We start from the raw sequence: 24117 nt of genomic DNA, 5'->3' as shown, positions 1-24117 counted from the left end.
TTAGAGAGTTATAGGGGGATTCCCTATAAATTTTTAAGGAGTGGATGTTATGAAAGAATTAATACCTAAAGACCAATATGGCATATTTGCCGACACAAAGGATACTGCAAGAGTGGATAGCCTATACGTGGCAAAATCCTTTGAAAAAGAACATTTTCATGTGCTACGTGACATTGCAAAAATCATTGAGCCAAGTTCAGGGTTGAGTGAGGAATTTCGACTATCCAATTATGGATTGTCCCATTATTTGAATGCACAAGGGAAAAAACAGCCTTGTTATAACATGACTAGAGATGGTTTTACGATGCTAGTTATGGGATACACAGGACAAAAGGCAATGCGTTTTAAGGAATTGTATATCAAACGCTTTAATGAAATGGAGCAATTTATAAAAACATTAGTATCTGCACGCAAGGAGTTTCCGTTATTAACAGAAAACATCAAGTTAATACATGAAAACCCAAAACCTTATCACTTTATTAATGAATGCGATATGCTTAACCGCATTGTAGTTGGGATGTCAGCAAAGCAATTTAGATTGGCTAACAACATAGAAAAAGGAAAAAGTATTAGACCACACCTTAGTGATGAGCAAATCAATATGCTTGAAATCTTACAAAAGGTTGATATAGGTTTGCTTGTGGCAGTACCAGATTATGAGCAGCGTAAGCATCACCTTGAATGGTACGTTACTAAGATGAAGGACAAATCCATATAAGAGGAGGAAATTTTAATGTTTTATGTTAAGGAAAAAAGAAATGATGCTATAAAAGTGTCCATGGAAATAAATGATGAAAATGTATTCTGTATCTGCCCTATTTGTGGATGTAAAGTTAATGTTGATCTTTTACAAATATTTGCTGATAGGAATGAAGATTTATACGGAACATCTGTCTATTACAATGAGTGTAGTAAAGAAATCAGAGCGAGTTATGGAGGTAAGGGTTATGTGCATAAACAAATATAACTCACAAGGTTACTATGACCCAACAACCTATGAGGCTCTTACAAATATTATTAGAGAGGAGAGGGCAGAAAAAAATGCTGCCTTCAAACCTCTTGTATATGTTTGTTCACCCTATTCAGGGGATGTTGATGTAAATGTAAAAAAGGCTCGGGGTTTTTGTAGATTTACATTAGAGAAGAATGGTATTCCTATTGCTCCACATTTGCTTTTTCCACAGTTTATGAATGATGACATTCCACAGGAAAGGGAATTAGCCATGTTTATGAATATGGTCTTACTTGGTAAGTGTAATGAACTATGGGTGTTTGGAGAAAGAATATCAGAAGGTATGAGAGTAGAAATTCAAAAAGCCAAGCAAAGATGTATGGCAATCCGTTATTTCACAGAGAACTTAAAGGAGGAAAGCATATGAAGTTAATATTTTATACAGCAAATTGCACAGGCAATACCAAGAACTGTAGCTACCCCAACAGAGTGGAGGTAACTAATGCAGAAGAATTAAAAGCAGTAGTTAAAATGGATCATGTTTGTGCAGAGTACAAAAATAATTATCGTAGTGCAGATAACTTTAAAGAATCTGTAGTAGTTGTAATGGATTGTGATAATGACCATTCAGAAAAAGAAAATGAATGGATTACTCCGGAAAGAATAGATGAACTTCTACCAGATGTTTCTTATGCCATTGCACCAAGCCGTAATCATATGAAACAGAAGGATGACAAATCAGCAAGACCAAGGTTTCATATATATTTCCTTATTCGCCCATGCACAGATAACATAAAGTATGTGAAGCTGAAAAGAAGGATACAGGAGACATTTCCGTTCTTTGATAATAACGCCTTAGATGCAGCTCGTTTTATATTTGGTGCTGATTGCGATGAAGTTATATGGCATGATGGCTGGGAGACTATTGAAGAGGAATTACCTGTAGATAAAGGCGATGAAGATAATGAAACAACAGAAGTTTCTTCTATTCCAGAAGGAAAGAGAAACAGTACATTATCACGTTTTGCAGGTAGAGTGGCAAAACGTTATGGTGCTATAGAAAAGGCGCATCAGATTTTTCTTGATGAGGCAAAGAAGTGCGATCCTCCTATGGATGATGAGGAACTTGCTACTATATGGAACAGCGCCGTGAAGTTTGCTGAAAAAGTACAAGACCAAGAAGGTTATGTTGCCCCAGAGGATTTTAATGATGACTTTAAAGGAAAGTCCTTAAAACCTTCAGATTTCTCTGATATAGGTCAGGCAAAGATCCTTACCCATGAATATGGAAATGAACTTTGTTATACAGATGCCACTGATTATCTTCGCTTTAATGGGGAATATTGGGTGGAGTCAAAACAACAGGCTGTTGGGGCAATGGAGGAATTCTTGGATTTACAGCTTGCACATGCTTTAGATGAAGTACAAAGAGCGATGGATGCTGTTGTAGCAGTTGGAGTATCTATAGATGATGTTAAGGCAGGAGGAAAGAAATTTGAAAATTCATTACAAGGTCAGCAGTTAGATACATATCGTGAATATTTATCTGCAGTATCATACAGAACGTTTGTTATGAAGCGTCGTGACATGAAATATGTAATGAGTGCCTTACAGGCTGCAAAGCCTATGCTTTCTATTAGTGTCAGTGATTTAGATAAAGATGAGTTTCTTCTTAATACACCGGGAGCAACTTATCATTTAAAAGATGGGCTTTTAAGAATGCATAAACCCGATGCCATGGATTACATTACAAAACAGACCTCGGTTACTCCAGGAGATAACGGCAAGCAGCTGTGGCTTGATGCACTTGATACCTTTTTCTGCGATGACCAGGAACTTATTGATTATGTTCAGCAGATTGTAGGTCTTGCATCCATAGGGAAGGTGTATGTAGAAGCTCTCATCATTTCTTATGGCGAAGGTCGCAACGGTAAATCTACTTTCTGGAACACTATCTCAAGAATCCTTGGTACCTATAGTGGTTCTATGTCATCAGATGCATTGACAGTTGGGTGTAAGAGGAATGTTAAACCGGAGATGGCAGAACTTAAAGGTAAACGTCTTATAATAGCAGCTGAATTAGAAGAAGGTATGCGGCTGAATACTTCCGTCATTAAGCAGCTATGTTCTACAGATGAGGTTATGGCAGAGAAGAAGTATAAGGACCCCTTCAAGTATGTGCCAAGCCACACCCTTGTACTATATACAAATCATCTGCCAAGGGTAGGTGCTAATGATGAAGGTACATGGCGTAGATTAATTGTTATTCCTTTTAACGCAAAAATAGAGGGTAATAGTGATATTAAAAACTATACAGATTACCTAGTCCAAGATGCTGGCCCCTATGTATTAGCTTGGATTATAGAAGGTGCAAAGAAGGTTATTGCAAATGACTTTAAGTTAAAGCTTCCATCATGTGTTGAAAATGCGATTAATAGCTATCGTGCTAATAATGACTGGCTTGGAGCATTTCTTGATGAGTGTTGTGAACTTGACTCTAGCTATAAACAAAAGTCAGGAGAGTTTTATCAAGAATACCGTGCTTATTGTTTGAGAACAGGAGAGTACACGAGGAGTACCACAGACTTCTATGCTGCACTTGAGGTTGCAGGTCTAAATCGTAAAAAGTATTCAAAAGGTATTTTTATTATTGGAGTTCGCCTTAAAAACACAGATTTTATTGAATAAATAGCATAATGTGCAGGTCAGAAAGGTCAAAAACCAAACTTTTCTTAAGTAATGAATTTATAGATATGCAGGTCTAGTAAGGTCATATATAGAAAGTCCCTATAGCAAAAACATAAAATATCCTATAAGAAGAGTTTAGGATATGACCTTGACGACATGCATAACGTTATTTTTGATGGAGGTTAGCATGAGAGAAAAAGTTATAGAAAAGAAGTTAGTAATGGAAGTTAAAAAGCATGGAGGCATCTGTCCTAAGTTCACGTCACCTGGATTTGACGGGATACCGGACCGTTTGGTATTACTGCCAGATGGAAAGGTTGGGTTTGTAGAGGTAAAGGCTCCAGGGAAAAAGGCGAGACCCCTTCAGCTTGCAAGACATAAATTGCTTCGAGGCTTAGGATTTCAGGTATTTGTCCTTGATGAGATAGAACAGATTGGATGGATTCTTGATAAGATTGGAGGTGATGCCAAATGAAGTTCATACCACATGATTATCAGCAATATGCAATTGATTATATAAATCAGAAACCTATCACTGCTGTATTTCTTGATATGGGCCTCGGTTGATAAAACCGTTATAACTCTAACCTCAATATTTGACCTTTGCCTTGATAGCTTTGAAGTCTCAAAGGTTTTAGTTATTGGTCCTTTAAGAGTTGTTAGAGATACCTGGCCTATTGAAATTCAAAAGTGGGAGCACCTTAATGGACTTACTTATTCAGTAGTTGTAGGTAGTGAAACACAAAGAAAATCAGCACTAATGCAAAAAGTAAATATTTATCTCATAAACCGTGAAAATGTGGATTGGCTTATAAACCAAAGTGGTATGCCATTTGACTATGATATGGTTGTGATTGATGAGTTATCCTCCTTTAAGTCCTATGGAGCAAAGAGGTTTAAAGGTTTATTAAAAGTAAGACCTAAGGTAAAACGTATTGTAGGACTTACAGGAACTCCAAGTAGTAATGGACTTATGGATTTATGGGCAGAGTTTAGGATCCTTGATATGGGTGAAAGGTTAGGAAGATTTGTAACTCAGTATAGAAATAATTTCTTTAACCCAGATAAAAGAAATAATCAGATGATATTTAGTTATAAACCAAAAGTTGGAGCAGAGGATGAAATTTATCGTCTTATTTCAGATATCACCATATCCATGAAAAGCACTGACTACTTAAAAATGCCAGAGTGCATCATAAACGAAGTTTTTATAACTCTTTCTGAAAAAGAACAAAAGTTATATGACAGTTTAAAAAAGGATTTAGTATTATCCATTAAGGGTGAAGAAATAGATGCTGTAAATGCTGCAGCTTTATCAAATAAACTTTGCCAAATGGCCAATGGTGCAGTGTATGGTGAAGATAAAAGGGTTTGTGAAATACATGATGGAAAGCTAGATGCTCTTGAAGATTTAATTGAATCGGCAAATGGTAAACCAGTACTTGTAGCTTATTGGTTTAAGCATGATTTAGAAAGAATTAAAAAGAAGTTTAAGGTTCGTGAAATACAAACTTCAAAGGATATAACGGATTGGAATAATGGAGAAATAGAAGTAGCTTTAATTCATCCGGCATCTGCAGGACATGGACTTAATCTTCAAGCTGGAGGTTCAACTCTTATATGGTTTGGTCTTACTTGGAGTTTAGAACTTTACCAGCAAACAAATGCGAGGCTTTGGAGACAAGGGCAAAATGAAACAGTGGTTATTCATCATATTATTGCTAAAGGAACTATGGATGAGCAAATAATTAGATCCCTTAATAAAAAAGAAAAAATACAATCAGCTTTAATTGATGCTGTAAAGGCAAATCTGTAAAGCTAAGACAATTAGGGTCAATCCAAGGAAAAAAATTTTTTATTCGGAGGTACTGCTTATGTATAAAAATGATATGCAAGTCCAACCCACTACTAACGAGGATGGAATTTCTAATCTGGCAAATGCTATAATTCTACAAGCTGTAAAGGATTATAGGAGTGCTTTAAAGGCACTAAAAAAATACCCTTATAGCGTTGAGGGGAATAAAGTGAAATCTAATGTGGAACGCTTCTTTCGTTCAAAGTGGTATTCGGAATTAACAACTATTGATGGAAATATGCTGATTAAAGAATTAAGGGATGAGGTGTAGTGAGTATGAGGGCTAAAGAATATTTAAGTCAAGCATATCGTCTTGACCAAAGAATAAATAGCAAGATTGAACAGGTAGCATCCTTAAATGACCTTGCTACAAAAGCAACAACCACGATATCGGATATGCCCCGTAATCCGAACCGTGCAGTTTCTACTATGGCTAACGCTGTGGAAAAGATTATTGATTTGCAGGCAGAGATTAACCAAGACATTGATAAATTAGTGGATTTGAAACATGAGATTGTAAGAACCATAAAAGCAATTCAAAACCCAGAGTATCAAACTCTTTTAGAAAAGCGTTACTTGTGCTTTATGCAGTGGGAGCAAATTGCCGTTGATATGAACTACAGTATTGATAATGTATTTAAGGTACATAAGAAAGCACTAAATTATGTGGTTGTACCTAAAACATTACAGTAAAGTACAGAGAAAGACAGTAAGACATTATGATAGTATTATAATAGAGAAAAAATAAAACGAGCCTTGTGGGATTGCACCTGCAGGGTTTTTATTATGCCCAAAAACTGGAGGTGAATGTAATGCCAAGAAAGCCTAAAAGACCATGTTCCTTTCCTAGTTGTCCTAACTTAACAGAGGGTAGATTCTGTGAGGAACATGAAAAGATAGATAACAAACGCTACGAGAAGTATGGTCGTGACCCAGTTGCACGCCGTAGGTATGGTAGAGCGTGGAAGAGAATCCGTGATAGCTACATCTCACAGTATCCTTTGTGTCAGGAATGTGAAAGAGGTGGAAGACTAACAAAGGCTGAGGAAGTACATCACATACTTCCCTTGTCACGTGGAGGAACACATAACAGGAGTAATCTAATGGCTTTATGTAAGTCTTGTCACTCTGCTATTACTGCAAGGGATGGTGATAGGTGGAACAGAAGGTGATGCACCAGGGAGGGGCGGTCTTGATCTCTACAACTAACCCACTGGGGAACGGGCAGGGGGTCACACGCACAAAAACCGCAGTTCAAAGGGGGTATTAACCACTTGGGGCTAAGAAAGGAGTAGAAAATATGGCCAAGGACGGTACAAATAGAGGTGGCAGACGAGTTCGTGCAGGTGATAAGCAAATACCTCTTTCAGATAAAATAACAAAAGGTAAAGCAGCAAAAATATTAGAAGTACCAAACCTACAGCCAGAAACAATTCTGGAAGCTAGTGATTTAGATGGTGCTGAAAATTTAAATGGTCGAGATATGCCATCACCAAGTGACTACCTTAGTGCAAAGCAAAGAGATGGTAAATTACTTGGAGCAGATTTGTTATTTGCTGAAACTTGGAAGTGGCTAAAAGATAGAGGATGTGAGAAGTTTATTAATCCAAGACTTATAGAATCTTATGCTCAGGCATTTACAAGGTATATCCAATGTGAGGAAGCCATAAGCACTTATGGACTTTTAGGAAAACACCCTACAACAGGTGGAGCTATAGCAAGTCCTTTTGTACAGATGAGCCAATCTTTTTTAAAGCAAGCTAATTTATTGTGGTATGAAATTTTTGATATTGTTAAACAAAACTGTACTACAGCATTTGTTGGGGATCCTCAAGATGACATTATGGAGGCACTTTTATCGGGGAGAAAGGGAAGATAAAAATGGAGAAACAAATTTTTATGAAGCAACTTAATCAAAATAAAAATGTATTAACTAAGCAACAATATAAAACCTTAAAAGGGCAAGTAGTAGCAGGCGATGTTGATGGTGCAAATAAAGGACTTATAAAAATATTACAAAGGGGGTATTAGTTTGGATAGGGAAAATAAATTTACTGAGGAAATGCAACAAGTAGAAATATCAAAACTTGTACCATATGCCAATAATTCAAGAACTCATAATGAAAAGCAAATAAAGAAATTACAATCAAGCCTTAGAGAATTTGGTTTTGTAAATCCGATTTTAATCGATAGAGCTTTTAATATTATAGCAGGTCATGGAAGAGTTCTAGCAGCTAAAGAAGATGGAATGAAAACTGTACCTTGTGTATTTGTAGACCACTTAACCGAGGCACAAAAGAAAGCTTATATTATTGCAGATAATAGACTTGCAGAAGATGCAGGATGGGATAAAGATTTATTATCTATAGAACTTGAAAGTTTAATGGAACTAGATTTTGATGTTGACCTCTTAGGGTTTGAGGCAGCTGAATTAAATATGCTTTTAAATTCTGCTGAAGATGTTCAAGAAGATAACTTTGATGTTGATGAAGAATTGAAAAAGCCTACATTCTCAAAGCAAGGCGATGTGTGGATTCTAGGAAGGCATACACTTATTTGTGGAGACAGCACAAAATCAGAAACCTATGAAAGATTGATGGAGGGGAAAAAGGCAAACTTAATAGTTACAGACCCACCTTATAATGTAAAATACGAAGGCACTGCAGGAAAGATACAAAATGATAATCTTTCAGCAGATGCTTTTTTAAATTTCCTTTTTGATAGCCTTAGCAATATGGAAAAGGTTCTTGCAAATGATGGATCTATATATGTTTTTCATGCAGATACAGAAGGATTTAACTTTAGAAAAGCATTTGCAGATGCTGGATTTTATTTAAGTGGTACATGCATTTGGAAGAAACAAAGTCTTGTATTAGGCAGAAGTCCTTACCAGTGGCAACATGAACCAGTTTTATTTGGATGGAAGAAATCAGGTAAACATCAATGGTACTCAGATAGAAAACAGACAACAATATGGGAATTTGATAGACCAAGCAAAAATGCAGATCATCCAACAATGAAACCTGTGGCTCTTATAGCTTATCCAATTCAAAATTCAAGTTTAACAAACTCAATAGTTTTAGACCCATTTGGTGGAAGTGGTTCAACGCTTATAGCTTGTGAGCAAACTGATAGAATCTGTTGTACCATTGAACTTGATGAAAAATTCTGTGATGTTATTGTAAAAAGATACATCGAACAGGTTTCAAGTGATGAAGGTGTGTTTTTAATAAGAGATGGTAAGAAGTTGCCTTATAATGAGATGGTTAAAGATGAGGAAGTTACTTCTTAAGAATCACATTATTCTGGTTAAAGGACTTGATACTTATACCTTTTAGAGTGATATATGTAAGTACCAAAAAATAAGGAGGTACTTAAAAGTGGAAGTTAAATTTAATGTAACAGGAGAAGAGCGCAAGTCACTAGTTGTTGCCATTGCAGCAATATTAGAATGTAGGCCAAGATACCTAGGAATGCCTAGTATGGCTTACGAGGTTGGAGATATTGTTGTAGGCAAAGATGGCTGCATATCTTTTGATGATCAAGTAGAGAAAGAAAAAGTTGAGGCTTTGCTTAAAGCTTTAGAGAAAGAAGGTTTTATTTCAGAGGCACCAGTAGCTGAAAATGAAATGCTAGAAACTACAGTAGATAGTTTAGTTGTAGAAATGTCAATTGAATTATTTACGGAAGACTCATTTGATAACCTGGAAAAGTTAGTGGAAGTAAAAGCAGACCTTATTAAAAAGGCATTAGCTACAGATAGTTTGCCGATTGAGAAAGCTGAAGAAAGAATTAGGTTTCCTTGGTTTCATGGAGAGCAAGACAGTAATACAGTAAAAGCTTATACCCATTTTGTTACTGCAATTTGTGAAATGGCAAGAAACCAGAAACGCATTAGTTCAAAGAAAAAGGAAGTAGAAAATGAGAAATACGCATTCCGCTGTTTCCTTCTTCGCCTAGGTTTCATTGGAGAAGAATACAAAGAAGAACGTAAAATTCTCCTTCAGAATTTTTCTGGGTCATCAGCTTTTAAGGGAGGTACTAAGAATGAAGTTTCCAAGTAAAGAAAGAGTTGAAATGCTAAGAAAACAATACCCAATAGGTACAAGGATAGAACTTGTGAAGATGGATGATGTCCAAGCACCACCAATAGGAACAAAAGGTACAGTAAAAGGTGTTGATGATGCAGGTAGTATTTTAGTTAAATGGGATAATGGTAGTGGATTGAACGTTATTTATGGTGAAGATAGCTGTAGCAAAATTGAGGTAGAGTAACATGACGCATAAGATTAAAGAACAAATACTAGCTATTAGGGATACTTCACTTACCAATATGTTTGACCTCTCTATGGTGAATAAAATTGCATCGGAGATGGGATTTCATGAATTAATAGCTTTCATTGAAGAGTATGAGGAAGAGTATATAAGGTTTATTTTTACAGGAAAGTAATGGGCAACCCTTAAAAGGGGTTGTTCTTAGTTACAGGCTACTTAATTGTAGTCTTTTTTAAATTTAAGGAAAGGAGGTGACAGCTTATGAGAAAATTAAAGAAGTACACTAAAACTAAGTTTAAGGCAAAGGGTAGCATATACAGCAAAGAACACGCAGATTATGCTGTTGCCTTTATTGAAGCCCTTTGTCATACAAAAGGTACATGGTCAGGTAAAAAATTTGAACTTATAGATTGGCAGGAAAAGATTATAAGAGATATTTTTGGAACACTAAAACCCAATGGTTATAGACAATTTAATACCGCTTATATCGAAATCCCTAAAAAGCAAGGCAAGTCAGAACTTGCAGCCGCAGTTGCACTTCTTTTATGTTGTGGTGATTTTGAAGAAAGGGCCGAAGTTTATGGCTGTGCAGCTGATCGTCAGCAAGCGTCTATAGTATTTGAAATAGCTGCTGATATGGTGCGTATGTGCCCTGCACTTAGTAAAAGAGTTAAAATTTTAGCATCTCAAAAGAGAATAATTTATGCACCTACAAATAGCTTTTATCAAGTGTTATCAGCAGAAGCCTATTCTAAACATGGTTTTAATATTCATGGAGTAGTATTTGATGAACTTCATACACAGCCAAATAGAAAACTATTTGATGTTATGACTAAAGGTTCTGGTGATGCTAGAATGCAACCACTATATTTTTTAATTACTACAGCTGGAACAGATACAAATTCTATATGTTATGAAACCCACCAAAAGGCAAAAGATATTATTGAGAGAAGAAAAAAAGATAATACATTTTATCCTATAATTTATGGAGCAGATGAATCAGATGATTGGACAGATCCTAAGGTGTGGAAGAAAGCAAATCCTTCTATAGGAATAACTGTTGGAATAGATAAAGTAAAAGCTGCTTGTGAATCTGCAAAGCAGAACCCTGCTGAAGAAAACTCTTTTAGGCAACTTAGACTTAATCAGTGGGTGAAACAAGCTATCCGTTGGATGCCTATGGATAAATGGGATGCCTGTTCTTTTAAGGTAGATGAAGAATCTTTAAAAGGGAGAGTTTGTTATGGAGGGTTAGACCTTTCAAGTACAACGGACATTACAGCTTTTGTTTTAGTATTCCCACCATTGGATGAAGAAGATAAATTTTGTGTACTACCTTATTTTTGGATACCAGAAGAAACAATAGACCTTCGTGTAAAGCGTGACCATGTTCCTTATGATGTATGGGAAAGACAAGGTTATATACAAACAACAGAAGGAAATGTAGTCCACTATGGTTTCATAGAAAAATTCATAGAAAAGCTTGGTGAAAAGTTTAATATCAGAGAAATAGGATTTGATAGATGGGGAGCAGTTCAGATGGTACAAAACCTTGAAGGTATGGGATTCACAGTAGTGCCTTTTGGACAAGGGTTTAAAGATATGAGTCCACCTACAAAGGAACTTATGAAACTAACACTTGAGAAGAAACTTGCACATGGAGGTCACCCTGTTTTAAGGTGGAATATGGATAATATCTTTATTAGAACTGACCCAGCTGGAAATATTAAAGCAGATAAAGAAAAATCAACGGAGAAGATAGATGGTGCTGTTGCAACTATAATGGCCCTTGATAGAGCAATTCGTTGTGGTAATGGGGAGGGTACTTCTGTTTATGATGACAGAGGAATATTATTTATATAATAAAACACTTTTATACTACATTATAATACTACTTTTTGTTGACAAACCTAAAAATGTAGCATTATAATGTAGTATAAGGATGGTGTATATGAAGACATACAGTGTTAAACAGATTGCTGATTTGCTTGAAACTAATCCAGAAACTGTGCGCAGGTGGATTCGTGATGGGCGGTTAACTGCAGTTCAAGCATCACGAAAAGACGGAAATATTGTTACTGATGATGAATTGAAGCGTTTTTTAAGGGCAACACCGAAATATTTACCAAAGGTTACATCTAGTGTGGCAACGATGTCTCCAACGGTTGGTTTAGCTACTTTAGCCGCAGGACTAGTGGCCGGTGCTGTTATCAGTTATTGCGATAAAAAAGGCGAAACCGATGTTCGTGTATTACCGGAAGACTTTGAAAAGCATTTGAAAGAAAATATCAAAACTTTAAATCGTACTATACTTCAAAAAAAGTCTCTAATCGTTCAAACTGAAAAAGAAATTGAAGGCATCCAAAAGCAGATTGAACAATATCAACATTTGTTAGAACATGACGAGGTCATAAAGGATACCATCAAAAAGGCAATCGATGCAGATGAAATAAAGGAGGATTAGTAATGGCATGGAATTATGCAGAATTATCAAAAGCAGCCAAAGCAGCAGGAGGTCCTGAGAAACTTATAGAGGCACTTATTGATGCTGGGAAAAGTGCTGGTAGAAAAGAAATGTTGCCAGTTGTGGGAATTACACTTGCTGTAGGTGCTCTCGCAACCATCGGCATTCAAAAACTAATTAAGATCTTCAGCAAGGGAAAAGCACTACCTCAGTCTGAAATTGAGGCAATTAAGGCTGAACTGATTCAAGGTATAAAAGATTATGATGCTGCACATGAAGATATAGAAGAACATACTGAAAATGTAATCAGTTCCGATGAGAACTGCTGAAAATGCGACAAAGAAATGGTATTGTAAAACAGAGAATTATGAAAAGGAGTTATCTATATGAAAATGTTTAAAATTTTAATGAAATACTCTGATGGAAGTAGTGAAGAGCAGGACGAAGTGTTTGATTCTGAAGCTGAAGCCGAAGATTATGCAGGATACTTATGCAGTTGCTACCATGATGGTGCGGAAATTTTGAATTTATCAAATCCTGGAGACTATCCAATTGATGAAGATGATGATGTTGATTATGAGATTCTTGAAGTTGATGTTTAGTCAAAATGCAAAAGGCTATAAAAATTTTACATAATAACAGTGTTTATTGTTAAAAGCATTTACCACAACGGTAGGTGCTTTTCTTATGTCTATTTTAGAGGGGAGTGTGATTGCTATGGGAATTTTATCTGGAATATTTAAATCAAGAGATAAGCCTAAAAACAGAACAGCGGGGAGTGCATATGGTTTCTTTTTAGGCAGTACAACTTCTGGGAAACCTGTTACTGAAAGAACAGCAATGCAAATGACTGCTGTATATTCTTGTGTGAGAATTTTAGCTGAAGCTGTGGCAGGATTACCACTTCATTTATATCAGTACACTGATAATGGAGGGAAAGAAAAGGCGATAAATAGTCCGTTATATTTTCTATTACATGATGAGCCAAATCCAGAGATGACTTCCTTTGTATTTAGGGAAACCCTTATGACTCATTTACTTTTATGGGGAAATGCCTATGCACAAATTATTAGAAATGGGAAAGGTGAAGTAGTAGCTTTATATCCATTAATGCCAAATCGTATGAGTGTAAATAGGGATGAGATGGGAAAGCTTTATTATAGTTATATGATAAGTAAAGAGGATGCTCCTAATAATAAAGGAAACATAGTAAACTTGAATCCTTCTGATGTACTTCATATTCCTGGCCTTGGATTTGATGGACTTATAGGATATTCTCCAATTGCAATGGCTAAAAATGCAATTGGTATGGCTATTGCCTGTGAGGAATATGGAGCTAAATTTTTTGCTAATGGTGCTGCACCGGGTGGGGTACTAGAACATCCTGGTATGCTAAAAGACCCTACAAGGGTTAGGGAAAGTTGGAACGCAACCTTTGGTGGAAGTAGCAATTCAAGTAAAGTAGCTGTTTTGGAGGAAGGTATGAAATATACACCTATAACAATATCTCCAGAACAGGCACAATTTCTTGAAACAAGGAAATTTCAAATCAATGAGATAGCTAGAATTTTCAGAGTTCCACCACATATGGTTGGTGACCTTGAAAAATCTAGCTTTTCTAATATAGAACAGCAATCTTTGGAGTTTGTAAAATACACATTAGATCCTTGGGTTTCAAGGTGGGAACAAGCAATGATACGTTCACTATTATCTCTTAGTGATAAAAAGAAATATTTCATTAAATTCAATGTAGATGGGCTCCTTAGGGGCGATTATCAAAGCCGTATGAGTGGATATGCAACTGCAAGGCAAAATGGATGGATGAGTGCAAATGACATTAGAGAACTTGAAAACTTAGACCGTATATCAGTTGAAGAAGGTGGAGATTTATATTTGATTAATGGAAATATGACAAAGCTACAGGACGCAGGAATATTTGCTAATAAAAATAATTTAGGAATGGAGGGAACAAAGTGAGAAAATTTTGGAACTGGGTAAAAGATGAAAATTCAGATACTAGAACACTATATTTTAATGGTGCAATTGCAGAAGAAAGTTGGTTCGGTGATGAAATTACACCTAAAGCATTTAAAGCAGAACTTGATTCTTCACAAGGAGATATTGTTGTTTGGCTAAATTCTCCCGGCGGAGATTGTATTGCTGCAAGTCAGATTTATGCAATGCTTATGGATTACAAAGGAAACATAACTGTAAAGATTGATGGTATTGCAGCATCAGCAGCAAGTGTTATTGCTATGGCAGGAACAAATGTCTTAATGGCACCTACTGCACTTATGATGGTTCATAATCCACTTACGGTTGCAATTGGAGATGATGAGGAAATGAAAAAAGCAATTGATATGCTTTCAGAAGTTAAAGAAAGTATCATAAATGCTTATGAGATAAAGACTTCTTTATCTCGTGTAAGATTATCTAATCTTATGGATGCAGAAACATGGCTAAATGCAAACAAAGCATTAGAACTTGGTTTTGCAGATGGGATTTTAAAAGATAATAAAAAGCAAAAGTCAGGTGAGGATACTACTTATGCTTTTAGCAGAAAAGCAGTAACTAATTCATTACTTGATAAAATGATAGTCAAAAAGGGTATAAAAATAAATGAAAATAAACCATCAATTGGGGCGCTAAAAGAGCGTCTTAAATTTATTTAGGGAGGAATTTTAATATGAATAAACTTATGGAATTATATGAAAAGCGTAATAAGGCAGTAGCAGATGCAAGGGCATTTCTTGATAACAAAAGAAATGAAAGTGATGTGCTTTCAGAAGAAGATAATGCTATTTATACAAAGATGGAAAACAATATAATGTCTTTAACTAAGGAAATTGAAAGGGAAAGTAGACTAACAGCAATTGATGCTGAAATGTCAAAGCCTACAAGTAGCCCAATCTTAAGTAGTCCTGCAAAGCTACAAACAAATGAAAACCCTAAAACGGGAGTTGCAACAGCTGAGTACAAGGATTCTATGCTAAATGCTCTTCGTTCTAATTTTAGAAGAATTAATAATATACTTCAAGAAGGTGTTGATGCAGATGGAGGATACCTTGTTCCATCAGAGTATGATACTAGACTAATTGAAGGTTTAACAGAAGAAAATATCATAAGAAAACTTGCAACTACAATTAAGACCGGTGCTGAAAGAAAAATAAATATTGCGGCATCTACCCCAGCAGCTGCTTGGATTGATGAAGGGGGAGCATTAACTTTTGGAGATGCTAAGTTTGAACAAATCAATCTTGATGCACATAAGCTACACGTCGCAGTTAAGGTTACAGAAGAACTTCTTTATGATAATGTGTTTAATCTTGAAAGTTACATCTTAAACAAGTTTGCTAAGGCTCTTGCAAATGCAGAAGAAGATGCTTTTTTAAATGGAGATGGAGTAGGAAAACCACTAGGTATTTTTGCAGCAACTGGTGGAGGTGAAATTGGTGTTACAGCTGCAAGTGCAACTACAATTACAGCTGATGAGATAATCAATTTAATTTATACACTAAAGCGTCCATATAGAAAAAGTGCTACATTTATAATCAATGATCAAACATTAGCAATTCTTAGGAAACTAAAGGATGGCAATGGCGCATATATCTGGCAGCCATCATATCAAGTTGGAGAGCCCGATAGTTTACTTGGATATCCTGTTTATACTTCAGCTTATGTTCCAACAGTTGCAGCAGGAAAACCCGTTATAGCCTTTGGTGACTTTAGCTACTATAACATTGGTGATAGAGGCCCTCGTTCCTTTGCAGAACTTAAAGAATTATTTGCAGGTAATGGAATGGTTGGATTTGTAGCTAAAGAAAGAGTAGATGGTAAATTAGTTCTTCCAGAAACAGTACAAATTTTAAAAATGAAAGTTAGTTAATGGAGGTGATGAGTGTATGGTAGTGACCCTTGAAGAAGCAAAGTTATATCTGAGAATAGATAGTGATGAGGAAGATACGCTCATCACTAATTTTATTCTTACAGCTGAAGAAATCTGTGAAGATATATTAAGATATCCTTTATCTGAATTTAAACAAATACCCAAAACTGCAAAGCAAGCTGTTCTTTATGCAGTGGCAAATATGTATGAAAAAAGAGAAGGAACATACTATTACATGAAAAGTGAAAGTGGTAGTATTTCAGAAACTATTAATGTAATGAAATTAATACTAGCTAATATTAGAAAAGAAAGCTGGTGATTTTATGGAGATTGGTGAATTAAGACATAGAACCACTTTGCAAAAGTTTTCTACAAATACTAATGAGAATGGATTTGAAGTTGAGAATTGGCAAGATTACAAAACAGTATGGGCAGCGGTAACTAACTTAAGTGGAAAGGAATACTATGCAGCTGCAGCTGTTCAGGCAGAAAACACTGTAAAGTTTACTATAAGATACACTGATGAAATTGATACTACAATGAGGGTTTTGTTTAAGGATAAGCAGTACAATATAATTTCTATTGATAACATAAAGTATGTAAATAAATTCATAGAAATCAAGGCTATGGAGGTTGATAGTAGTGGCTAAAATGGAGCTTGAAGGAATGCAGGAGCTTATAGATAAAGTAAATAAGCTTGGAGAAAAGGGAGAAAGAATTAAGAAAAATGCTCTTGATAAAGCAGGAGATTTGGTTAAAAGTAGCATGGAGAAAAAGGCTCCGAGGTCAAGTTTAAGTAAAAAACACATGGCTGATAACATAAAGATATCAGATATAGAAAACGAAAACGGAGTAGACTTTGTTGATATAGGTCCTAATAAGGGTGATAACTCAGAGTTCTTTTACTCCAAGTTTTCGGAGTGGGGGACTAGTAAACAATCAGCACAGCATTGGGCAGAAAACTCTGTTGTTGAAAATAAAAAAGAAATTAACAATGTAATTAAAGAAGAATTGCAAAGGGGGCTTGAGGAGTTTGATTAATAAACTAATTATTGATGCCTTAAATCCTCTCAATATTCCTGTGTGTTTTCAAAGGTATTCTGGAAAGGGTGAAACCTATATAACCTTTCATGAATATTTCTCAGGTGGAGAAGATTATGAAGATGATAGGGAAAGCTTAACGGCGCATTATGTTCAAGTAGATGTTTGGTCAAAGGGTGATTACGCAAATATAGTTAAAAATATAAAAGAACTTTTGCTTAAAGCTAGATTTAAAAGATTAAATGAAATAGATCTTTATGAACAAGATACAAAAATCTATCATAAAGGTCTTAAATTTTATTATTTAGAGGAGAGTGATTTAAATGGCTAGACAAATAGGCCTTAAAGATATTCACATAGCTATATTGAAAACTGATGATAATGAGGCAACAACATATGATGTACCTATAAAACTTGAAAGGGCAATAAGTGCAAAGCTTTCACCAAAGTCAAATTCAGATAATATTTATTCGGACGATGCAGTGGAAGATATTATTACTGCATTTGAAGGAGTGGATGTTGAGATTGAAGTAAATCAGCTATCTTTAGAGAGTAGAGCAAAGCTTCAGGGGGCAAAGGTTGCAAAGGGTGTACTTATTGAGAATAAGGATGACATAGCACCAACTATAGCACTAGGCTTTAAATCTAAGAAGAACAATGGAAAGTATAGGTATGTGTGGCTTCTAAAAGGTAAGTTTGAACTTGCTACAGATGAATATGATACGGAGGCTGAAAAGCCAAAGGCTCAAAGTGCAAAGCTTAAGGGAAAATTTTATCCAAGAGAAGCTGATGGAAATTACAGATTTATTGCTGATGAGGATATGAAGGATGTAGATACAACAACTATAAGTTCATGGTTTACAGCTGTTCCAAAAGAGCCTACAGTGTCATCATAGAAAAAGTTGATTTCTAAAAATAAATAGATGGATTAGAAATGTGGAAAGGATAAGTATAAAAACTCTATACTTATATAATTGGTTGAGTTAAAATAGATTTATGAAATAAAGATGGCATGAAAGCAATAGATAAATAGTAATTTGTTCAATCACGTGGATTGGATGAAGGGAGGAAAAGATGGCACGCTTAACAACATCTGTTAGACAAAGAATATTAGAACAGAACGAAGGTTTCAGTAAGAGAACATATTATGAGGGGAGAAATTCCAGCGAAGAAAGAATATACACAATTTCAGGTGGATCACTACACATACGTGCTGTAGGAAAGACATCTTGGGCTGATAGTCGATATGACAATGAGTGGATTGCTAGTGACGAGGAAACTCATAGGTTTTTATATGATCATCAATGGGAAATGAATCTTGATGGAATAGAATAACAAAACACAATATTCAATCAATCATCTTACTATTTCAACCTGAATTGAACCAATGATATATTTAGCAAAATTCACAGACAAATTCCAATTTATAAATCAGTTTTAATTTTAAGACTTACAATTTAGTAGGTCTTTTTCTCGTTAGAAATTTTGAAAGGAGCTGAAAACATGAGAGCATCAGAACTTAAAAATAAAGGAATTAAGTTTAAGCTTAGTAATAAAGAATATGAACTTAAATTTGATATGAACACCTTCTGTGAGTTAGAAGAGGTATACGGTGATATCAACCAAGCCTTTGAAGATTTGCAAAATAAAAAGATTAAAGCTATAAGGGCACTTATTTACTCAGCAATTAAAGCTGAAGATGAAAGTGTTACACTTAAAGAAGTAGGGAAAATGCTTACTTTAAGTGATATGGAAAGGTTAGGTACAGCTGTTAATGAAGCATTAAGTGCTGCTATGCCAGAGGTAAGTGAAGAAAATATGGGGGAATAGAAAGCTGCTCTGATTCTAGTGGATGGGATTGGGAGTGGCTTTTTTATTTAGCTACTAATATTTTAAGGATGACAGAGGAGCAGTTTTGGAATAGTACACCAAAGAAGTTACAAGCTCTTTTAAAAGTATATAAGAAAGTCAATGGAATTGCTGATAAAGAAGAGTTTGATTATATAGATAATGTTATGTTTTAGAAACTCAACGTGAGAGGGGGTGAGGGGATATGGCGAGAGATTCAAATACTGTAGTTGCTAGAGTAGGTCTTGATGATAGAGGATTTCAAGAAGGAGTTTCTAAGATTCAAAGAAGTCTAAAGGTAGTTCAGAGTGAGTTTGCTGCTACAAGCTCTAAAATGGGCGATTATGGAAAGACTACAGAAGGACTGAAGCTTAAGGCAGATAGTTTAAATAAACAGATGGAACTTCAGAAGTCTAAGGTCGAGGCTCTAAAAAAGAGTTATCAAGAAAGTGTAGCTACAAAAGGTGAAGATGCTAAGGCTACTGAAAACCTTAAAATTAAGCTCAATTATGCAACAGCAGAACTTAACAAAATGGAAAATGAACTCTCTGGATTAAACAAGGAGATACAGGTTCAAAGTAGTGGATTTACCACATTGGGGAAAAACCTTGAGGGTATTGGAAGCAAAATGAAAAAAGTAGGAGATGGCTTTTCAAGTGTTGGAAGCACCTTAAGCAAAACAGTAACAGCCCCTATAGCAGCGGCGGGAGTAGGACTTTTTAAGCTTGCTAGTGATTTTGATGAAGCAAGTGATTCAATAAGAATAGGCACTGGGGCTACAGGGGAAGCACTTCAAGGTTTAGAAGATGATTTTAAATCTGTATATACAACTGTAGATACGACTATGGGGGATGCAAGTAAAGCAATAGCAGATTTAAATACTCGTACAGGTCTTTCAGGAGAATCCCTTCAAAATCTTTCTACGCAGATGTTAAGACTTGCAAAAATAACCGGAGAAGATATAAATACTTTAATCCCCGCTTCTACTAGAATGTTTCAAGATGCTGGACTAAAAACAGAAGACTATGGAAAAGCATTAGATTACACCTTTAAAGTAAGTCAAAGCACAGGAATAGGTGTTAGTAGACTACAACAACTTATGGCACAGTTTGGTGGCCCTTTAAGACAAATGGGTTTTGATTGGGAAACTTCCGCAGCAATGATGGGGAAGTTTGAAAAGGAAGGGGTTAATACAGAGCTAGTTGTAGGATCTTTAAGAGTTGCCCTTGGAAAGATGGCAAGAGAAGGTATTAGTGAACCTAATAAGGCTCTTCAAGAGATGGTAACAAGAATCAAAGAAGCAGGTACTGCAGGTGAAGCTAATGCCATGGCATTAGAGATGTTTGGGGCGAGAGCAGGTCCAGATATGGCATCAGCTATAAGAGAAGGAAGGTTAAATTTAGATGAGTTAATAAACAGTCTTAAGTCAAGTCCAGAAACTATTGAACAGGTTTATACAGATACAGCAGATGCAGCTGAACAGTTTGTGATGTTAAAAAACAAAATGGCTGTAGCCTTAGAGCCCTTGGGCAAAAAGTTATTTGAAGCAGTAAATAATGCAATGCCTGCCGTTGAGAAGTTTATACAAGCAATAATATCAATCATTGAAAAGTTTAATGAACTAAATCCAGCACAGCAGGATATGATTTTAAAACTTGCTCTTGTTGCAGCTGCTATTGGACCTGTTTTAGGTGTTGTAGGAAAGCTTATATCCGCTGGTGGTATACTATTTTCAACATTAGGTTCTATTTCTACAGCCCTTGGTGCTGCAGGAGGCGCAAGCGGAGCCTTAGGAACTGCTTTTACTGCTATTACAGGGCCGGTTGGAATAATTATAGGTGCAATAGTAGGACTTATAGCCACTTTTGTAGTTTTATATAAAAATAATGAAGACTTTAGAAATTCAGTAAATATTGTATGGAATGCAGTTAAAACTTTAATAGGTGGTGTTATTGAAAGCTTAAAGTCTATGTTTCAAGCTTTTGTTGCATTGGCAAATCAAATATGGATCAAGTATGGTGATGATTTTGTAAATATAATAACTACTGCTTTTAACTTGGTGGCTACTATAGTAAATACAACACTAAGGGTTATACAGGACATTATAAAAATTATAACTAGCGCAATCAAAGGTGATTGGAATGGAGTGTGGGAAGGAATAAAAAATATCACCTTTAATTTATGGAGTGGAATACAGAGTGTTATAAAATCAGCCGTTGATTTAATTAGAGAAATTATAAAAACAGGATTTGAAGTTATTAAAGGGATAATATTAGGTACATGGAACGGAATTAAAGATATAACTGCAATAGTATGGAATAAGATTAAAGAGTCTATTGTAAATCCGATAAATGCTGCTAAAAATGCTGTGAGTAATGCAATAAATGCAATTGAAGGATTTTTTAGTAATCTAAGATTACCAGAGATTAAAATACCTAAAATTAAGCTACCTCACTTTAGTTTAAAGGGAGAATTTAACTTAACACCACCAAGTGTTCCACGCCTAAATGTCGATTGGTATGCGAGTGGGGGTATTTTTAATAGACCTAGTATTATAGGGGTTGGAGAAGCCGGATCTGAGGCGGTACTGCCTATTGATAGATTGGATAGCTTAATGGCTAAGGCAATAGAAAAGGCTAAAGGTGGAGGGAGTGGTGGTCTATCACTTCATATAGAAAACTTCATAAACAACACAGATAAAGATATCGAACAACTTGCTTATGAACTTGAATTTTATAGACAAAGAGCTGTAATGGGAAGAGGGGGTAAATAGTATGTTAAGTTTTAGCTTTGCCAATAAGGATAGCTATAAAGATTATGGCATTTTTATTGCCAAAAGACCTATAATTCCTTCACCAAAACGTAGAGTATCTTATGTGCCTATTCCTGGGAGAGATTCAAGTATAAAATTTGATGAAGAAACCTATGAAGATATAACTGTCTTAGTAGAATGTACTCTAAAGTCAAGAGAAAATTTAACAGATAAAATAGATGAAATAAAAGGATGGCTTTTTAGTAGTGGTGAGTCGAATCTTATATTTAGTTATCAAGCAAATAAAAGGTATATAGCACAAGTTGTAAACGCTATAGATTTTAAACCTATATATAAATCTGTTGGAGCCTTTCCATTAGTGTTTAACTGCAAACCTTTCAAATATGAAGTTAGTAATCAAGTTATAACAATAGTGAAAACAGATAGTATTATAAATAATATGGGTACTCTAGAGAGTAGCCCTATCATAACTGTTTATGGTAGTGGAAACATTGAATTATTTATAAATGATACACTTATAAAATTAAAAGGAATTAATAATAGCATAATAATTAACAGTGATATAGAGGATTGTTATAATGAAGCTTTAGATAATTTAAACTTTAAAATGGAAGGAAATTTTCCAAAGCTAAAAATAGGAGAGAATAAGATAAGCTGGGTAGGCAGTGTTAGCAAAATAGTCCTTTTACCTAATTGGCGGTGGCTATAATGATTTATGTTTATGATAAGAAAACTAAAAAAGGTGAATTTGAAAATAATGGACTAGGTAAATTAAATGAAGCTATTAAAGCAGAAATTACTAATGAATTAAATGGTGAATACAGCTTATATTTAGAATATCCGGTTAAATCTAAAAAAGCAGTTCATCTAGAATACTTCAATATTATAAAGGCAAATAATCAACTGTTTAGAATATATAAAGTTGAGAAAAAGCAAGATAATAATAAAATAATTATGATTTGGGCTAAGCATATTTTTTATGACTTGGCTTTTTATTTTATAGAAGATGAAAGAGCGGTGAAATGTAGTGTAAAAACTGCTCTAGAAAAGTCTTTAGTTGGTGATCTAGAATCAAGATATACAGTAGACAGTGATATTTTAATAAATAATACATTATATATGATAGAACTAAATCCAGTAGAAGCAATATTTAAAATTATTGAAAGATGGGGAACTGGTGAATTATATAGGGATAATTATAATATTAAAATACTAAAGCAAATTGGAAAAGAAACAGGTATGTTAATTAAGTATGGAAAAAATATTAGAGGTATAAAGGTTACCAGTGATACCACTGACTTAGCTACTAAGATTTATCCTAAAGGCTTCAATGGTATAACACTAGCTGAAAAATATATAACTATACCTAATTTTGATAGTTTAAAGTACCCACCTTTTCATATCATAAAGCCAGTTGAGTTCAAAGATGCAGCTGATGAACCTACCTTAAGGATAATGGCAAAGGAGTATGTAAAGACCAAGGGAATTGCTAACGTGAACATAGAAGTAGACTTTATAGAGATTAGTAAATCAAAGGAATATGAAAACTTTAAAAGTCTTCAACAGGTTAATCTAGGAGATTATGTTTTAGTAAAGTATGAAGAGTTTGATATAGATGTGTTAGTGGAAGTAATTAAAATAAAGCAAGACTTATTAAGTGGATGGAATACAAAAGTTGAGCTAGGTCAGCCTAAATCTAGAGGTCAAAGTGATTTTACAGCAATGATTAGCACAGTAAGAGATGAACTGGGAAACAAGGTAGCTCAAGCGTTAACTAGTATGCTTTATTATGCCAATTCACAAGAGGTTATAGTTTCAACCAGCGAAATTCAACCAATCTATTTAGGCATTACTGCAGTTTCAAGTACAAATTTAAGTGTTAATTTATCTATAAGTTGTAATTCAAGTATGGGGAGCACTTTAACTGTAAAGATACTTTTAGATAATGTAGAGATACCGTTTAAACCAAAGCAGAAACTGGAGCAAGGTGATAATATTATAGGAATCCCACTCGGAATTCCTCAAGTTGCTCAAGGAAATCATTATATAGGTATAAACTTAAAAGCTGATAATGGAACGGTAACAATACCAATTTATAATCTTCAATGTATGATTGATGGAAGAAATCTTCAGGGGGGCATGAGTGCAGAACCGCCTCATGCAGAAGTAATTGAAAACATTGATATAGTAAATCCGTCACAGATATTAAAAGAATATGAAACAGGTATAACTATGAATGAAATTATAAAGTCAAATTCAGTTCAAGAAGTAAAGGTTGCTGATGTTGATATAAGAATCGCAGAGGCTGGTGTAACAATAGAGATTATATGAATTA

31 protein-coding genes and 1 pseudogene are annotated in these 24117 nt (G+C 35.0%); all 32 read left to right on the top strand.

The window, feature by feature from the left end; all coding sequences use genetic code 11:
• The first annotated feature begins 49 nt into the window (after window positions 1–49).
• The 32 genes and pseudogenes from DY168_RS10025 to DY168_RS09875 all read left to right on the top strand — a co-directional run bounded on the left by DY168_RS10025 (window position 50) and on the right by DY168_RS09875 (window position 24113).
• Entirely contained in the window at window positions 50–718 is a 669-nt protein-coding gene (locus DY168_RS10025; RefSeq protein WP_115641622.1) for a Rha family transcriptional regulator, read from the top strand.
• 15 nt (window positions 719–733) lie between these two features.
• On the top strand, window positions 734–967 hold the full coding sequence (locus DY168_RS10020; RefSeq protein ID WP_104410667.1) for a hypothetical protein: 234 nt from the start codon (window positions 734–736) through the stop codon (window positions 965–967).
• Entirely contained in the window at window positions 948–1379 is a 432-nt protein-coding gene (locus DY168_RS10015; RefSeq protein ID WP_104410666.1) for a DUF7768 domain-containing protein, read from the top strand. Before DY168_RS10020 ends, DY168_RS10015 begins: the two co-directional genes overlap by 20 nt.
• Window positions 1376–3640 (top strand): phage/plasmid primase, P4 family, encoded by a 2265-nt coding sequence (locus DY168_RS10010; protein WP_104410665.1) that lies wholly within the window; start codon window positions 1376–1378, stop codon window positions 3638–3640. Before DY168_RS10015 ends, DY168_RS10010 begins: the two co-directional genes overlap by 4 nt.
• 187 nt (window positions 3641–3827) lie before the next feature.
• A complete protein-coding gene (locus DY168_RS10005; protein ID WP_104410664.1) occupies window positions 3828–4115 on the top strand; it encodes a VRR-NUC domain-containing protein in 288 nt (95 codons plus the stop codon).
• Window positions 4112–5456, top strand: a pseudogene (locus DY168_RS10000) (SNF2-related protein). Before DY168_RS10005 ends, DY168_RS10000 begins: the two are co-directional and overlap by 4 nt.
• A gap of 58 nt (window positions 5457–5514) precedes the next feature.
• Window positions 5515–5766: a hypothetical protein gene (locus DY168_RS09995; protein WP_242971506.1), complete on the top strand. Its 252-nt coding sequence runs from the start codon at window positions 5515–5517 to the stop codon at window positions 5764–5766.
• A 5-nt stretch (window positions 5767–5771) separates the two neighbouring features.
• Window positions 5772–6188: a DUF1492 domain-containing protein gene (locus DY168_RS09990; protein WP_104410663.1), complete on the top strand. Its 417-nt coding sequence runs from the start codon at window positions 5772–5774 to the stop codon at window positions 6186–6188.
• Between the two features lie 119 nt (window positions 6189–6307).
• Window positions 6308–6667: an HNH endonuclease gene (locus tag DY168_RS09985; protein WP_104410662.1), complete on the top strand. Its 360-nt coding sequence runs from the start codon at window positions 6308–6310 to the stop codon at window positions 6665–6667.
• A 128-nt stretch (window positions 6668–6795) separates the two neighbouring features.
• A complete protein-coding gene (locus tag DY168_RS09980; protein ID WP_104410661.1) occupies window positions 6796–7374 on the top strand; it encodes a P27 family phage terminase small subunit in 579 nt (192 codons plus the stop codon).
• 2 nt (window positions 7375–7376) lie between these two features.
• The gene (locus DY168_RS14680; RefSeq protein WP_169994177.1) at window positions 7377–7526 is read left to right on the top strand and encodes a hypothetical protein; all 150 of its coding nucleotides are present in this window, start codon (window positions 7377–7379) and stop codon (window positions 7524–7526) included.
• A gap of 31 nt (window positions 7527–7557) precedes the next feature.
• Window positions 7558–8787: a site-specific DNA-methyltransferase gene (locus DY168_RS09975; RefSeq protein WP_104410682.1), complete on the top strand. Its 1230-nt coding sequence runs from the start codon at window positions 7558–7560 to the stop codon at window positions 8785–8787.
• 88 nt (window positions 8788–8875) lie between these two features.
• The gene (locus tag DY168_RS09970; RefSeq protein WP_104410660.1) at window positions 8876–9559 is read left to right on the top strand and encodes a virulence protein; all 684 of its coding nucleotides are present in this window, start codon (window positions 8876–8878) and stop codon (window positions 9557–9559) included.
• Complete coding sequence (locus DY168_RS09965) at window positions 9543–9770, top strand: DUF4314 domain-containing protein (protein WP_104410659.1); 228 nt, start codon at window positions 9543–9545, stop codon at window positions 9768–9770. Before DY168_RS09970 ends, DY168_RS09965 begins: the two co-directional genes overlap by 17 nt.
• Window position 9771: 1 nt before the next feature.
• Complete coding sequence (locus DY168_RS09960; RefSeq protein ID WP_104410658.1) at window positions 9772–9945, top strand: DUF5049 domain-containing protein; 174 nt, start codon at window positions 9772–9774, stop codon at window positions 9943–9945.
• An 86-nt stretch (window positions 9946–10031) separates the two neighbouring features.
• Window positions 10032–11633, top strand: a complete 1602-nt coding sequence (locus tag DY168_RS09955) for a terminase large subunit (protein WP_104410657.1) — start codon at window positions 10032–10034, stop codon at window positions 11631–11633.
• An 88-nt stretch (window positions 11634–11721) separates the two neighbouring features.
• The gene (locus DY168_RS09950) at window positions 11722–12234 is read left to right on the top strand and encodes a helix-turn-helix domain-containing protein (RefSeq protein ID WP_115641621.1); all 513 of its coding nucleotides are present in this window, start codon (window positions 11722–11724) and stop codon (window positions 12232–12234) included.
• Window positions 12235–12236: 2 nt separating this feature from the next.
• Complete coding sequence (locus tag DY168_RS09945; RefSeq protein WP_174905315.1) at window positions 12237–12563, top strand: hypothetical protein; 327 nt, start codon at window positions 12237–12239, stop codon at window positions 12561–12563.
• Window positions 12564–12620: 57 nt separating this feature from the next.
• A complete protein-coding gene (locus tag DY168_RS09940) occupies window positions 12621–12836 on the top strand; it encodes a hypothetical protein (RefSeq protein WP_104410656.1) in 216 nt (71 codons plus the stop codon).
• Between the two features lie 115 nt (window positions 12837–12951).
• Window positions 12952–14211 (top strand): phage portal protein, encoded by a 1260-nt coding sequence (locus DY168_RS09935; RefSeq protein WP_104410681.1) that lies wholly within the window; start codon window positions 12952–12954, stop codon window positions 14209–14211.
• Window positions 14208–14906 (top strand): head maturation protease, ClpP-related, encoded by a 699-nt coding sequence (locus DY168_RS09930; protein WP_104410655.1) that lies wholly within the window; start codon window positions 14208–14210, stop codon window positions 14904–14906. The genes DY168_RS09935 and DY168_RS09930 overlap by 4 nt, the downstream gene beginning before the upstream one ends.
• A 14-nt stretch (window positions 14907–14920) precedes the next feature.
• A complete protein-coding gene (locus DY168_RS09925) occupies window positions 14921–16120 on the top strand; it encodes a phage major capsid protein (protein WP_104410654.1) in 1200 nt (399 codons plus the stop codon).
• A 16-nt stretch (window positions 16121–16136) separates the two neighbouring features.
• On the top strand, window positions 16137–16439 hold the full coding sequence (locus DY168_RS09920) for a head-tail connector protein (protein WP_104410653.1): 303 nt from the start codon (window positions 16137–16139) through the stop codon (window positions 16437–16439).
• A gap of 4 nt (window positions 16440–16443) precedes the next feature.
• Window positions 16444–16770, top strand: a complete 327-nt coding sequence (locus DY168_RS09915) for a phage head closure protein (RefSeq protein ID WP_104410652.1) — start codon at window positions 16444–16446, stop codon at window positions 16768–16770.
• A 1-nt stretch (window position 16771) separates the two neighbouring features.
• Window positions 16772–17161 carry an HK97-gp10 family putative phage morphogenesis protein gene (locus DY168_RS09910; RefSeq protein ID WP_207719864.1) on the top strand — a complete coding sequence of 130 codons (390 nt, stop codon included), beginning with the start codon at window positions 16772–16774 and terminating at the stop codon, window positions 17159–17161.
• Window positions 17157–17492 (top strand): hypothetical protein, encoded by a 336-nt coding sequence (locus DY168_RS09905; protein WP_479723209.1) that lies wholly within the window; start codon window positions 17157–17159, stop codon window positions 17490–17492. Before DY168_RS09910 ends, DY168_RS09905 begins: the two co-directional genes overlap by 5 nt.
• Window positions 17485–18057, top strand: a complete 573-nt coding sequence (locus DY168_RS09900) for a major tail protein (protein ID WP_104410649.1) — start codon at window positions 17485–17487, stop codon at window positions 18055–18057. Before DY168_RS09905 ends, DY168_RS09900 begins: the two co-directional genes overlap by 8 nt.
• A 178-nt stretch (window positions 18058–18235) precedes the next feature.
• Window positions 18236–18496 (top strand): hypothetical protein, encoded by a 261-nt coding sequence (locus DY168_RS09895; RefSeq protein WP_104410648.1) that lies wholly within the window; start codon window positions 18236–18238, stop codon window positions 18494–18496.
• Between the two features lie 168 nt (window positions 18497–18664).
• Window positions 18665–18991 (top strand): tail assembly chaperone, encoded by a 327-nt coding sequence (locus DY168_RS09890; protein ID WP_104410647.1) that lies wholly within the window; start codon window positions 18665–18667, stop codon window positions 18989–18991.
• Window positions 18992–19214: 223 nt separating this feature from the next.
• Entirely contained in the window at window positions 19215–21782 is a 2568-nt protein-coding gene (locus DY168_RS09885) for a phage tail tape measure protein (RefSeq protein ID WP_115641620.1), read from the top strand.
• A gap of 1 nt (window position 21783) precedes the next feature.
• A complete protein-coding gene (locus DY168_RS09880) occupies window positions 21784–22491 on the top strand; it encodes a distal tail protein Dit (RefSeq protein ID WP_104410645.1) in 708 nt (235 codons plus the stop codon).
• On the top strand, window positions 22491–24113 hold the full coding sequence (locus DY168_RS09875) for a phage tail spike protein (RefSeq protein ID WP_104410644.1): 1623 nt from the start codon (window positions 22491–22493) through the stop codon (window positions 24111–24113). The genes DY168_RS09880 and DY168_RS09875 overlap by 1 nt, the downstream gene beginning before the upstream one ends.
• Window positions 24114–24117: the final 4 nt, after the last annotated feature.

Origin of the sequence: Clostridium putrefaciens (assembly GCF_900461105.1) — a bacterium.
Lineage (GTDB): Bacteria > Bacillota > Clostridia > Clostridiales > Clostridiaceae > Clostridium_L > Clostridium_L putrefaciens.
The sequence above is the reverse complement of the archived record's forward strand: the minus strand, read 5'-3'. Positions and strand labels throughout refer to the sequence as shown.